This is a genomic window from Paraglaciecola arctica BSs20135, from assembly GCF_000314995.1.
Classification (GTDB): Bacteria; Pseudomonadota; Gammaproteobacteria; order Enterobacterales; family Alteromonadaceae; genus Paraglaciecola; species Paraglaciecola arctica.
The window spans coordinates 258952-273647 of the sequence record NZ_BAEO01000062.1 but is presented as its reverse complement, the minus strand read 5'-3'; the positions used below and the strand labels follow the sequence as shown (position 1 = coordinate 273647).

Here is a 14696-nt window from a genome sequence, read left to right as displayed (position 1 = left end):
CTAAAAACTAGCATTTAAAATAAAAAAGTCGGACATAAGCCCGACTTTCAAATCATACTTTTAAAGCTTTAGTTAGGTTAATTTACCATGACACTGCTTATACTTTTTACCTGAGCCACAAGGACATGCATCATTTCGACCTACTTTTGGCCCCTGACGTATTTCAGTTTTAGGTTGTTCTGGTTTGCTGGCAGATTCATGCTCAAATTTCTTCGGCGCTTCATCGGCTTGACGTCTTTGTTCTTCAACCGCTTCAACGTCTTCTTGAGCTTTAACTTGTACCTTACTTAAGATAGTCACAACTTCAACTTTTAACGCTTCTAACATCTCAGAAAACAGCTCAAAAGATTCACGTTTATATTCTTGTTTAGGATTTTTCTGGGCATAACCACGTAAATGGATCCCTTGACGTAAATGATCCATAGCCGCTAAATGTTCTTTCCAATGGCTATCGAGATTTTGCAGCATCACCGCTTTTTCAAATTGGCGAATGACCTCTGGACCAACAATTTCTTCTTTGGCTTTATAGGCTGCGTTAACTTCGGTTAAGACGCGCTCACGAAGTTTTTCTTCATAAAGCTTATCGTCTTCATCTAACCATTTTTGTACCGGCATATCGGTTAAAAATTCAGCTTTAAAGCGTTCTTCTAAGCCAGCAACATCCCACATTTCCTCTAGGGACTGTGGCGGGATATATTGGTCTAGAATACCATTGACCACATCTTGACGAATGACTTCAATGGTTTCACTGATTTCACCTTCGTCTAATAATTCATTACGTTGCTCGTAAATAACTTTACGCTGATCATTAGCCACATCATCATATTCAAGCAATTGTTTACGCATATCGAAGTTACGACCTTCAACCTTACGTTGAGCGTTTTCGATAGCACGTGTCACCCAAGGATGCTCGATAGCTTCGCCACGTTCCATACCTAGGCGCTTCATCATATTGCCCATTTTTTCAGAGGCAAATATACGCATTAACGCATCATCTAGTGACAAGTAAAAACGCGAAGAACCCGCATCACCTTGACGACCTGAACGACCACGTAGTTGGTTATCGATCCTGCGTGATTCATGACGCTCTGTACCTATGATATGTAAACCACCGGAAGCTAAAACAGCATCGTGAGCGATTTTCCATTCTTCTTTAATTTTTTCTATTTTACTTGGCTTAGGATCATGAATTTTTTCAATTTCAGCCTGCCAGTTGCCACCTAAAACAATATCAGTACCACGACCGGCCATATTAGTGGCAATAGTAATAGCGCCTGGTTTACCGGCTTGCGAAACAATATCTGCTTCTTGTTCGTGAAACTTAGCGTTGAGTACTTTATGGGCGATTTTTTCTTTTTTCAAAATCCCCGAAATCAATTCTGAATTTTCAATTGATACTGTACCCACTAAAGCAGGTTGACCGCGTTTTACACAATCTTTGATATCTTCAACTATCGCTTCGTATTTTTCCTCGGCGGTTAAAAAAATCAAATCCGCTTTGTCTTTACGAACCATAGGTTGATTAGTTGGAATAACCACTGTATCTAAGCCATAAATGCTTTGAAATTCAAAGGCTTCGGTATCGGCCGTACCTGTCATGCCAGAAAGTTTGTCGTATAAACGGAAATAATTCTGGAAGGTTATAGAAGCTAATGTTTGGTTTTCATTTTGAATGTGCACGCCTTCTTTGGCTTCTACTGCTTGGTGCAGACCTTCAGACCAACGACGCCCTTCCATAGTACGCCCAGTATGTTCATCTACTATGACAATTTCGTTTTCTTTAACTATGTAATCTACATCTCTGGAAAAGAGTTTATGGGCTCGTAACGCGGCGTTAACATGATGTAATAATGAAATATTAGCAGCAGCAAACAAAGACTCATCTGCTGGTAAAATACCTTCTCGCTGTAAAACTTGCTCAACAAATATCTGACCATTTTCGGTCAAATGGACTTGTTTGCCCTTTTCATCGATGGTGTAGTGGCCGTCGCCTGTTTCACCTTCTTCATCTTCCTTTTCTTGCCTAGAAAGCTCAGGAATTATGACATTTATTTTACGATACAACTCAGAGCTATCTTCAGCCTGTCCAGAAATGATTAGTGGAGTACGTGCTTCATCGATAAGAATCGAGTCAACTTCATCAATCACCGCAAAATGCAGTGACTTCTGAACGCGATCGCCAGGACTAAACGCCATGTTATCTCGTAAATAATCGAACCCAAACTCGTTATTAGTACCATAAGTAATATCGGCAGCATAAGCGGCTCTTTTTTGCTCATGATTCAAGCCTGGGATATTACAACCTACCGTTAAACCTAAAAATTCAAATAACGGCCGACTCCAATCTGCATCACGACTGGCTAAGTAGTCATTAACGGTAATAACATGCACACCTTTACCTGATATCGCATTAAGGTATGAAGGCAAAGTTGAGGTCAAGGTTTTACCCTCACCGGTACGCATTTCGGCAATTTCACCTAAGTGTAATACTTGACCGCCGAGCATCTGTACATCGAAGTGACGCATGCCATACACACGCTTACTCGCTTCACGCACTACGGCAAAAGCTTCGACCATAATATCATCTGTGGTCTCGTCTTTGTCTAGACGTTGTCTGAATGCACTGGTTTTGTCTTTAATCTGTTCGTCAGTTAAGGCTTCGTATTCAGTTTCTAGCTGATTAATAAGATCAACAGACTTGCCCAACTTTTTTATTGTTCGGTCGTTTCGACTGCCGAATATTTTGGTGAAGATACTAGAAAACATCGATTTACAACTTCCAATCTAAAAGATTAATAATTTTAATTGTGCACAAATTGCGAGCAACTTATGAACAAACCCTTTACTAAAATAAAACAATCGGCTCATATGAGCCGATTGTCGTTAATAAGTTTATGACTCCTGCAATTGCTAGGAGCTTTTGCGGTATATATAAGGTAATGGATCTTGCGGTTTACCATTACGGATCACCTCATAATGAACATGGGCTCCGGTAGAACGGCCAGTATTACCCATTACCGCAATACTTTGTCCTTTTGTAACCACATCACCGATCTTAACATTTGTTTCTTTGTTGTGCCCGTAACGTGTCACTAAACCATCACCATGATCGATTTCAACCAACTCGCCATATCCATAACGGGAACCAGACCAAGTGATAATACCTGCAGCAGTCGCTAATACGGGTTCGCCTTCTTTCCCTGCGAAATCGAGTCCTTTGTGCATGGCCGGTAAACCACTAAAAGGGTCTTTACGTATGCCGTAATAAGAAGATAACCAACCTTTGGAAATAGGTTTACCCTCTAACCTGCTCTCTTGCTCTATATGGTGACTTAGCATGATAGATTCAAGGGCAGTAAGTTCTTGGGCTTTATTTTGGATTTTTTCGAGCATGCCTGTCATTTCCGACAATAGCGTATCTTGCACTTGAATATTCACAGTGCTGTTGTCCAAAGGACCGCCCATGCTAGGTATTTGGTTAAAGCTAAACTCATCAGGATTAAGCTTCGCTCGCTCTACCAATCTTGAGCCTAAGGCATCTAAGCGTTGGATTTGGCTTTGCATATCCGCTAGCTTAAGCATCACCCCTGTCATGCGTTGTTCGGTAGAGGTTTTGAGCTCACTAACTTCATTAGCTTGTTGCTCTAAGCCTGTTTTAGCATATTGGAGCCTAGCTATATTTTCTTCTGGATAATGGGTAGAACGACTGGAAACAAAAAAAACACCACTGATAACTAATAACCCCAAAAGCAATTTGGGTTTATCAATATTCAGCACAAATCGTGCTTTATTACTTCTAAAGAGTAACGTTAATTTCATTACTATTGACTGCCTTTTCAACATGGACTCAATATACTTTGAGTTTAATTCACCAAGCCATAACCTAACAGCATTTCATGTTATATCAATCACAACATAGAGTTGATTTTTTATACCATACAGATATCCCGCGAGGAATATCTTCTATCAGCATTTACATCAAACTTGAGCTGATATATTCAAGTATCGATATTATTTTAAGAACAATAACATATAGTTGACCCAAATATTATTGATAACTATACAGGAACATTATTTAACTAAGTAGTAATCGACTAGTCAAATTAAACAACATAACAAAGTGTTAGTTTGTCAATAATACTGATGCAAAACGAATAGGCATCTCTTCAGGCGTGTCATAACCAACAAATTCCCAACATTCTTTATTTTTCAATAATGCGTTAAGTAATTTGTTATTCAAACCATGACCTGTTTTATACGCAACTAACTCACCAATAATACTGTGACCACATAAATACAAGTCGCCAATAGCATCAAGTATTTTGTGTTTTAAAAATTCGTCGGGATAGCGCAGTCCTTCAGGATTTAACACCCGATACTCATCTAATGCCACAGCATTTTCCATACTGCCACCCAAGGCTAAATTGTGTGAGTTCATGTATTCAAGATCTTTCATAAAACCAAAGGTACGCGCGCGACTCACTTCATCTACATAAGACGAAGAGTCAAAGTCTAAAACCATATGCTGGCGAGTTTGACTGATCACTGGGTGTTCGAAATCTATCCTAAAATCCACCCTAAAGCCATCATAAGGGCGAAATTCGGCCCACTTATCGCCGTCTTCAACTTTGATAGCTTTGGTGATTTTTATAAACTGTTTTGGTGCATTAATTTCTTCAATGCCAGCTGATTGCAGCAAAAAGATAAACGGACTAGCGCTACCATCCATGATAGGCAACTCATCACTGTCAACTTCTACAATAATATTATCTATGCCTAAGCCTGCCAAAGCAGAGGACAAATGTTCAACCGTAGAAATTTTCGCACCCTCAGCGTTACTGATACATGTACATAACATAGTATCGCCGACAGCATCTGCACGAGCAGGGATATCAGCATAAGGCTCAAGATCAACGCGGCGAAATACGATCCCCGTATTCGCAGGCGCTGGCCGGAGAGTCATAGTGACCTTGTCACCTTTATGCAGACCAATTCCTGTCTCTTGTACAGATTGTTTAATGGTGCGTTGTTTAATCATAACCTTTCAGCTCAATAGCTTAGTCGAATAAAAAGCGGCACATATTGTACTAAAAATACTTATTTTAGTCAAAATACTGTCACATTTAACTTAATGATTGTCATTAATCGTCAAATAAGACTGATTTTTTACTAAATAATTCACTTTAATACTAGTCTGCTTGTTTACGCAAAAATGCTGGAATATCTAAATATTCCAAATCATTACCTTGCTCCGATTTTTCAGAGTTTGTAACCGTTTTTGCAGTTTCAGGCATCACACTAGCGCTGGGCATAACATTTGAGCCATTAGCTTGCAGTTTAAACTCGTGAGCATCTGCAATCACTTTATTTGCTCTACTAGACACTAAAGAAATATCCGGTTTCTTTTCAGCACCAATACCCGTTGCTACAACAGTAACGCGCAATTCGTCAGTCATATCCATATCGATTACGGTACCCACTACTACAGTGGCGTTTTCAGAAGCGAAAGCTTTAACAGCGTTACCTACAGTTTCAAACTCATCTATTGAGAAATCAGGGCCAGCAGTTATGTTGACCAAAATACCTCTAGCACCAGACAAATCGATATCTTCTAGAAGTGGACATGCAATTGCACTTTCTGAAGCTTCTTCTGCACGATCTTCACCAGATGCACTGCCATGGCCCATCATTGCGGTACCCATTTCAGACATAACGGTTCTTACATCGGCGAAATCCACGTTAATCAGGCCTGGACGTGTAATAAGTTCAGCAATACCTTGTACCGCACCACTTAATATATCGTTTGCGGCACTAAAAGCTTGTAACAAAGGAGTTCCTTTGCCCATCACTTTCAATAATTTTTCATTGGGGATAGTGATCAATGAATCAACGTATTTTGATAATTCTTCTATACCTTGATCAGCAAAATCAGTACGTTTTCTACCTTCAAAGGGAAAAGGCTTAGTAACAACAGCTACTGTCAAAATACCCAATTCTTTAGCTACTTTAGCCACTTCTGGAGCCGCACCTGTACCTGTACCACCACCCATACCAGCAGTGATAAATACCATATCTGCACCTTCAAGAGCTTGGCGTATAGTTTCTCTATCTTCTTCTGCGGCTTGGCGACCAATATTAGGATTAGCACCTGCACCTAAACCTTTAGTTACTCCAGAACCAATTTGCAGCGTGACGTTTGCAGAAGAACTTCGCAACACCTGAGCATCAGTATTGATGGCGATAAACTCTACACCTTCAATATTTTGCGCCACCATGTGCTCTATTGCATTACCGCCGCCACCACCAACGCCAATAACCTTAATTACCGCTTCTTCGCTATGACTATCCATTAATTCAAACATTTTTACTCTCCGGTTTATACATAAAAGCAGTTAGGTATTCATCCTTGCCCACTGCCCATTTTTTATCGCTTAAAGTATGTGTTTAAAGATCAACTCTTAAAACTCACCCTTAAACCAACTTTGAATTCGTTGCCATACCCCGTCACTTGCCTTGTTTTTCATGGCAAGTTGACTAATGACATGCTCTTTACCGTATTGAAGTAGCCCTACTGCTGTCGCAAATTTTGCATCTTCGACATATTCAGATAACCCTTTCATTCCTAATGGTTCGCCTACACGAACTGGCATTTGGAAAATTTCTTCTGCAAACTCAACCGCGCCCTCCATTTTTGCTGTGCCGCCAGTTAATACTATGCCAGCGGCAATTTGTTCTTCTAAACCACTGGCGCGGATCTCATCATGTACCAGTTCAAATAATTCTTGATAACGAGGTTCAATTACCTCTGCTAATGTATGCCTAGACATGGCTCTAGATGGCCTGCCACCAACACTATGCACTTCGATATTTTCTTCCATACTAACCATGTCTTTCAGAGCACAAGCATGTTTAATTTTAATCTCTTCAGCATGACTAATGGGTGTTCGAAATATCTTGGCGATATCACTAGTAATTTGGTTACCCGCAGCTGGAATGACCGCAGTATGGCGAATAGCGCCATCGGTGTAGATCACCATATCGATAGTGCCACCTCCGATATCTACCACACACACGCCTAATTCTTTTTCATCATCTGTTAATACCGCATAACTAGAAGCCAGAGCCGAAAAAATGAGTTGGTCAGCTGTTAGCTCACAACGTTCTACACACTTAACTAAATTTTTGGCCATGTCATCGGCACAAGTAATAATATGTGCCTGTGCTTCCATTCTGACGCCTGACATACCAATTGGATTTTTAATGCCTTCTTGTACGTCAATTGTAAATTCTTGCGGTAATACGTGTAACAAACGACGCTCAGCGGCAATAGGCACAGAGCGCGCAGCGTGAACAACATTGTCTACATCTTCTTGGATCACTTCCTGATTATTAATAGGTACCATGCCACTTTCGTTTTGACATTTTACATGGCGTCCCGAAATTGACATAAACACCGAAGATACGCTGCAGTCTGCCATCAGTTCCATTTCATGCACGGCACGTTTAACTGATTGCACCACAAGATTAAGGTCGTTCACACCTCCCTTATCCATGCCTTTAGACGAATGACTGCCTACACCCACAATGCTGATAGAGTTGTCATGTAACAACTCACCCACCACGGCTTTAACATTACTGGTGCCTATGTCTAAGCCAACAATTAGCTTTCTATCTGTACCCTTAGACATGTTGCCCAACTCTGACACTCATCACATTCACCTCAATCACTACACTCGCCACATTCACGTTAATATAATCTCTTCTTATCCAGTTATTATGCTGGTTTAATTTATGCTGCTTTATCCAAGGTTTTCCAGCCGACTGCTAACCCTGTGTCATAGCGCAAGTCTACATAATCCACTTGTCTGTCCTGCTCCGAAATAAGTGGGAATAAATCCACGAATCGCTGTAATCGGTCAATAAACTCAGTGCGCCCTAAATTTAACTTGATGCCATTGTTTAACTGAACATTCCAAGCAAAACGTTCACTTAAAAACATTTCCACAATATACAAATTTGTTGCGTCTAATAACGACTGCATATTACGGTAGCCTTGCAAGGCTGTTTGTTCACTGCCACCTGGCCCATACAAATTAGGCAAGGATATTTTAGAGCTCAAATCTGCACTGCTAATTTGCGCATCAAATGCATCACCATACTGATTAAGCAACATATCGCCGTTCCATATCGCCGCGGGCTGTTGCTCAACCACAAAAACTTCTAATCCATTAGGCCAGCGTTTTCGTACCGACGCTCGATAAACCCAAGGCATAGCTTCAACAATTTGATGGGTTTGATTGACATCTAACTCAAAAAAACTGCCTGGTTGTGATTGTTTGATCAATATCTGTATCTTTTGATCATCAATAAATATTCTATCTCCAGAAACAACAATATCTTGCACTGGAGCTTGTTGTTCATCTTCCAAAAACGCATTCAATTTGAGCAATGCAAATACTAACAACAGCAACAAACAGATAAAAAAAGCCAGTCCCATATAAAAATGCGAACTTTTACCTGGTTCAGCTAATGCAGGTAAGTCACTCACCTAGAAACCTCAGTTGTTTTAAGTACAGCTAAAGACAACTCCGCAAAGCTCATTCCGGATTGTTTTGCCGCAAGTGGCACCAAACTTTTTTCAGTCATACCCGGCACGGTATTCGCTTCTAATAAATAAAAGCGACCTAGTTTATCCTGCATAAAATCCACACGACCCCAACCTGAGCCTGCTAATGCATCAAATGCCTCAAGCGCCAATTCGCCCAGTTTAATTTCGAGTTCATCGGGCAAGCCACTAGGACAGCTATATACTGTGCTATCCGCTTGATATTTTGCTGCATAATCATAAAAAACACGGGGAGTGGTCATACTGATAGATGGCAAAGCTTTGCCATTCAGTATGCTAACGGTATATTCAGAACCATGAACGAACTGCTCGATCAAGACTTTATCATCATATTTAAATGCGTCTTGAATGGCAGTTTCTAGTTGTAGCGCACTACTCGCTTTAGCCATACCTATGCTGGACCCCTCCTGCGCAGGTTTGACCATGACCTCATTCCCCAAGTCGGCCATTATAGCCCCGCATGATCCCGCATCATAGCTACTTTTATCAGCTATTTTATAATTGGCTGTTGGTAGTCCTAAACTCTGCCACACCAGTTTGCTGCGAATTTTATCCATGCATAATGCAGAACCCAACACACCGCTTCCAGAGTAGGGTAAATTAAGTTGTTGTAATGCCCCCTGCAGTGAACCATCTTCACCACCGCGGCCATGTAACATAATAACCACACGCTCAAATTTTTCGTCCAACAATTGGATTAAAGGTTGCTCAGCAGGGTCAAAAGGGTGAGCATCAATCCCCATATCAAGCAAACCTCGCAATACGGCTTTACCCGAATTAAGAGACACCTCTCTTTCAGCCGAACTACCACCGAACATTACGGCAACTTTTCCATAGTTATTAGAATTTGCGGATAATGAATGCTGCTTGCTCACGACTTTAACCCTTTACTTAATAATGCAGGTTCCAATTTGTTTGTTTGCAAAAACTTAGCTATTTGCCCTATGTTGCCTGCACCTTGAGTCAGAACAATATCTTGATCGTTAAGACTTTCAGCTAACAACTTAGGCAATTCAGCCGTGTCTGAAACATAAATAGGTTCGAGTTGCCCACGCTGACGAATAGAGCGGCACAAAGAACGACTATCAGCGCCATCAATCGCCTCTTCACCGGCCGAATACACTTCGAGTAACAACAACACATCAACCTGAGACAGTACTTTGACAAAATCTTCGTACAAATCTCGAGTACGGCTAAAACGGTGGGGCTGATAGGCCATAACTAAACGTCTATCTGGCCAGTTGTTTCTGGCTACGGCTATTGTGGCAGCTACTTCAGTTGGATGATGCCCGTAGTCATCGATCAAGATAGCTTGGCCTTTTGACGTAGCAAAATCTCCCAGAAACTCAAAGCGTCGGCCAATACCTGAAAACTCAGCTAACGCCTTGACTATGTATTGGTCTTCTAGTCCTTCATCGGTTGCCACAGCAATGGCTGCCAAGGAATTCAACACATTATGCTGTCCGGGAATATTAACTGTGATAGACAGCGGCGGTAAATTTTCTCGTAATACATCAAAAGTACTTTGATTAAAGCCTAATTGGATGTTTACCGCGCGTACATCGGCTTTTTCAGAGACACCATAAGTCAAATATTGACGTCCCACTCGTGGCAGCAATTTTTGAATGACAGGATCATCGATACACAACACAGCTAAACCATAGAAAGGCAAGTTGTGTAGAAAATCGACATAAGTATCTTGCATCTTTTGGAAATCACCTTGATAGGTTTCCATATGATCAGCTTCGATATTTGTTACCACAGACACCATAGGTTGTAGGTGCACAAAAGACGCGTCGCTTTCATCAGCTTCGGCAATGAGATACTGACTATCACCTAATCTGGCATTAGTGCCTGCGCTATTTAACAGGCCACCAATTACAAATGTTGGATCGAGTTTCGCTTCGGCAAAAATAGTTGAAATGAGGCTAGTAGTAGTGGTTTTTCCATGGGTACCTGCTACTGCAATACCATGACGAAAACGCATCAATTCAGCCAACATTTCTGCTCGGCGTATTACCGGGATGCGTTTTTCTTTTGCGGCACTTATTTCCGGATTGCTATGGTCAATGGCGCTAGATACCACCACCACATTAGCTAACTCAATATTACTGGCAAGATGACCGAAATAAATGATCGCGCCCAAATTTTGTAACCTTTCCGTCATACCATTGGCCTGACGATCTGAGCCAGAAATAGCATAGCCCTCGTTAAGCAATACTTCAGCAATACCGCCCATGCCTGCGCCACCAATCCCCACAAAATGAATGTGTTTTATTCTGCGCATCTCAGGCACGTGATAATGGGCTGGAGTTTCTTTGTTCATGCTGCTCGCTCGCTTAATTCAATACAACAATGCGCAACTTCTTGAGCGGCATCTAAACGGGCAAAGGTTCTAGCACGTTTACCCATGTCTATTAATGTGTTTGGTGACTGCACATACCCTTGCAGCAATGCCTGCAATGTGTGTGCTGTTAGCTCACTTTGGGGTAACAAATGTGCGGCTTGCACATCTACCAAAGTTTGCGCATTTTTTGTTTGATGATCGTCTACTGCGTAGGGCAAAGGTACAAATATCGCCGCTACTCCGGCAGCAGCGACTTCAGCTACTGTTAATGCCCCTGCTCGGCAAATAACTAAGTCTGCCCAAGCATAAGCTGCGGGAATATCATCGATAAACTCAGTAATTTGATAACAATCCAGGTCAATGGATTGCTGGCTATAAGTCTCTTGTACAGAGGTCAAATGCCCTGCCCCAGTTTGATGACGAATATTTACATCTTTAATATTTGCCACTGCTAAAGGCACAGTTTCATTTAACACTTGCGCGCCTAAGCTACCGCCTATGACAAGCAGATTAAGAGGCAAGTCAACACTATCTTTAACTGTTAATTCCGCAAACTCTCGGCGCACTGGATTGCCTACCCAAGCATATTTATTGTTTTGATTTAACTGTTGCTCTGGGAAGGTATTGTCAAATCCCGTCAACACTTTTTTAGCGATATAAGACAACAGTTTATTGGTTAGTCCAGGTACCGCATTTTGCTCATGCAAAATCAACGGCAAACGGTTTAACCATGCCGCAACACCTCCTGGTCCACTAGCAAATCCCCCCATACCAATAACAACATGAGGTTTAAATTCTTGGATCACTTTATGTGCTTGAAAAATGGCTTTAATCACTTTAAATGGCGCCAATAACAAAGTGCCTAATCCATTTTTTCGCACTCCTACTACATCGATAAAACTTATAGGATAACCCGCTTGCGGCACTATCTGAGCTTCCATACGCCCTGCCGTGCCCAACCAATGAATTTGCCAATTTTTTGCAGCCAGTTCAGAAGCAACGGCTAACCCTGGGAAAACATGCCCTCCAGTACCACCAGCCATAACAAGTAAACGTTTAGTCATAGAGGCCTCCAGATTTTGCATTTGTTGATGAGTCTAATTGCACTTCTTCAATAACGTCCTCGATAACAGTGTTTACTTTTTGCTTGGCTTTTTTGACTAAGGTTCTTTTTTTACCTTTAGCAGCGCTGTCTTTGTTGATAGCTTGAATTCCATCTACGCGCATTTCGAAGTCAATTCGGACTAAAATGGCCACAGCTACCGACATCACTATCATGCTTGAGCCACCGTAACTTAATAATGGAAAGGTTAATCCCTTAGTCGGTAAAATACCCGCACTAGCACCAACATTCACAGCAGTTTGTAAACTGAACCATATACCAATCGAATAGGCTAAATAGGCATCAAATGGGCGCTCTTTACGTAATGCTAAATTGCCCATTTTCATCGCCTTCATTACAATTACCAGCATGATAACCAAAACTGCCAATACGCCAGAAAAACCGAACTCTTCAGCTAAAATGGCCATGATAAAATCAGTATGGGCTTCAGGTAAGTATTCAAGTTTTTGTAAACTATTGCCTAAACCTTGACCAAACACATCACCACGACCATATGCCATCAGTGATTGAGTTAATTGATAACCACTACCAAAAGGATCAGCCCATGGGTCAAGGAAAGAGGTAATTCGCCGCACTCGATATTCTTCAAAAACAATCAGCATTACCACAGCTAAAGTGCCAGCAATGGCCAAGCTGAAAAACTGCCACAGTTTAGCCCCAGCCAAAAATAATAAACCAATAGTGGTTAACAACATGACCACTACAGTGCCTAGATCTGGTTGTAGTAGAAGTAACAAAGCGAGGGCAAAAAACACCACTAAAGGTTTGATAAAACCTTTTAAATTCTCAGTCACTTCCTCATAGCGGCGCACTAGATATCCAGCCAAATAACAGAAGAAAAATAATTTAGCGGGTTCGGCAGCTTGAATAGTGATAGGTCCAACAACTAACCAACGGGTACTGCCGTTTACGCTGCGGCCTATTACCAGCACTGCAATCAATAAAACTACAGCCAAAAGCAACAACCAGACATTGCTTTTACGCCACCAACGCATTGGTATTTGCATTACGATCAATGCTGCAGTCATCGCCAAAACAACATAAATTCCATGGCGAATAGCAAAGTGAAATGGATTACCAAACAATCTATCTGCTACGGGCATTGAAGCCGACGTCACCACAACCAAGCCAATCGATAACAAAGCAATGGCCAAGAGTATTAATGATTGATCATATGGCTGCACACTGGCTTTATTGGGTGCCTGGGTTTTGTCATGTTTTGACATAAACAATTGTCTAAGCGCACTGACTTTATTTTCGGTCAAAACACTCATGCTGCTAGCTCCTGCACAGCTTGGGCAAAACAATCGCCCCTTTGCTGATAACTAACAAACATATCTAAACTGGCACAAGCGGGTGAAAGCAACACAATATCACCTGCCTGACTGTGTTTAGCCGCCACTAAAACTGCCTCTTGTATGGTTTGTACTTTTACATTATTGCTATGCAAGGAAGCGATTTTGTCACCGTCTTTGCCAAGGGTTATGAGTAAACTAACAAATTGTTTTAAACACTCACCCATAACAGTAAAATCTGCGCCTTTACCTTCGCCACCGGCAATCAATATCAACTTGCCGTTAAAGTTGGGAGCCAGACCATGAATAGCGGCCAAAGTAGCGCCAACATTGGTTGCTTTTGAATCATTGATCCAGCGCACATTATTGAACATAGAAACGGTTTGGCATCTATGAGGCAAACCACCAAAATTTTGCGCACCTAGTCGAATACTCTGATCATCAATACCAAATGTTTTTGCTAAAGCCGCCGCAGCTTGAATGTTCAACATATTATGAGCACCCACTAACAAACAACTTTTGCTGTCTAAGAAAGTTTTACCTTCTAATAAGATACAGGCTTTTTCACTATCCCAAGAAAAACCATGCTTAGTTAGGGATAACCCATAAGTCATGTCCACTTTTGCGTTAACAGGGTAAGACAAGATGTCATCTCTGTTACAGACCATAAATTGGCAATTTTGATATATCTTAAGTTTGATTTGCTGGTAAGTCGCCAAATCACCGTGACGGTCTAAATGATCTTCGCTAATGTTTAAAACTGTTGCTGCAAATGGCCTTAATGAGTAAGTCGTTTCTAATTGAAAACTCGACAGTTCAAGCACAATAACATCGGCCGACTGTTCTAATAAGTCCAAAGCTGGCACACCAATATTGCCACCCATTAATACCTTTTTACCTGCCGCTTTACACATTTCCATTACTAGGTGTGTCACAGTCGACTTTCCGTTTGAACCGGTAATTGCGATTACAGGACAGCTATTAAACTGAGCAAATAATTCGATATCACCAATCACATGGACACCAGCCTCAATGGCTTTTTGAATAGCCGGGTTATTTAGGTCGACACCTGGGCTTAGCACTATCAAGTCTGCTTGAGTTAATTTAGCCACATTCAACTCACCTAATACTAAAGGGATATCTAATCTAAGTGGCAATTCATTACGGGTGTCCATAGCAATAACATTTGCCTTTTTAGCTAATAAAAAACGCACGCAAGATAAGCCAGTAAGGCCCATTCCTACTACCGCGATATTTTTATTAGCTAACGACAATTTTTGCACTGTTACTTATTCTTCCTTTTAA

The 14696-nt window shown here is 41.3% G+C and carries 11 protein-coding genes; all 11 read right to left on the bottom strand.

Features of this window, described 5'->3' with window-relative positions:
- Positions 1-72 precede the first annotated feature (72 nt).
- The 11 genes from secA to murD all read right to left on the bottom strand — a co-directional run bounded on the left by secA (position 73) and on the right by murD (position 14674).
- The gene (secA, locus tag GARC_RS21500; RefSeq protein WP_007624398.1) at positions 73-2766 is read right to left on the bottom strand and encodes a preprotein translocase subunit SecA; all 2694 of its coding nucleotides are present in this window, start codon (positions 2764-2766) and stop codon (positions 73-75) included.
- A gap of 144 nt (positions 2767-2910) precedes the next feature.
- Positions 2911-3819 (bottom strand): M23 family metallopeptidase, encoded by a 909-nt coding sequence (locus tag GARC_RS21495; RefSeq protein ID WP_007624396.1) that lies wholly within the window; start codon positions 3817-3819, stop codon positions 2911-2913.
- A 304-nt stretch (positions 3820-4123) separates the two neighbouring features.
- Positions 4124-5038 (bottom strand): UDP-3-O-acyl-N-acetylglucosamine deacetylase, encoded by a 915-nt coding sequence (gene lpxC / locus GARC_RS21490; protein WP_007624394.1) that lies wholly within the window; start codon positions 5036-5038, stop codon positions 4124-4126.
- 151 nt (positions 5039-5189) lie between these two features.
- Positions 5190-6362: a cell division protein FtsZ gene (gene ftsZ / locus GARC_RS21485; RefSeq protein ID WP_007624392.1), complete on the bottom strand. Its 1173-nt coding sequence runs from the start codon at positions 6360-6362 to the stop codon at positions 5190-5192.
- Positions 6363-6458: 96 nt separating this feature from the next.
- Positions 6459-7688, bottom strand: coding sequence for a cell division protein FtsA (gene ftsA, locus GARC_RS21480; RefSeq protein WP_039990283.1), 1230 nt, complete (start codon positions 7686-7688; stop codon positions 6459-6461).
- Positions 7689-7789: 101 nt separating this feature from the next.
- The gene (locus GARC_RS21475; protein WP_085948805.1) at positions 7790-8497 is read right to left on the bottom strand and encodes a cell division protein FtsQ/DivIB; all 708 of its coding nucleotides are present in this window, start codon (positions 8495-8497) and stop codon (positions 7790-7792) included.
- A 47-nt stretch (positions 8498-8544) separates the two neighbouring features.
- On the bottom strand, positions 8545-9501 hold the full coding sequence (locus tag GARC_RS21470) for a D-alanine--D-alanine ligase (protein ID WP_039990212.1): 957 nt from the start codon (positions 9499-9501) through the stop codon (positions 8545-8547).
- On the bottom strand, positions 9498-10952 hold the full coding sequence (gene murC / locus GARC_RS21465) for a UDP-N-acetylmuramate--L-alanine ligase (RefSeq protein WP_007624381.1): 1455 nt from the start codon (positions 10950-10952) through the stop codon (positions 9498-9500). Before murC ends, GARC_RS21470 begins: the two co-directional genes overlap by 4 nt.
- The gene (gene murG / locus GARC_RS21460; RefSeq protein WP_007624380.1) at positions 10949-12037 is read right to left on the bottom strand and encodes an undecaprenyldiphospho-muramoylpentapeptide beta-N-acetylglucosaminyltransferase; all 1089 of its coding nucleotides are present in this window, start codon (positions 12035-12037) and stop codon (positions 10949-10951) included. The genes murC and murG overlap by 4 nt, the downstream gene beginning before the upstream one ends.
- Positions 12030-13370, bottom strand: coding sequence for a cell division protein FtsW (gene ftsW, locus GARC_RS21455; RefSeq protein WP_007624374.1), 1341 nt, complete (start codon positions 13368-13370; stop codon positions 12030-12032). The genes murG and ftsW overlap by 8 nt, the downstream gene beginning before the upstream one ends.
- Complete coding sequence (murD, locus tag GARC_RS21450) at positions 13367-14674, bottom strand: UDP-N-acetylmuramoyl-L-alanine--D-glutamate ligase (RefSeq protein WP_007624373.1); 1308 nt, start codon at positions 14672-14674, stop codon at positions 13367-13369. Before murD ends, ftsW begins: the two co-directional genes overlap by 4 nt.
- Positions 14675-14696: the final 22 nt, after the last annotated feature.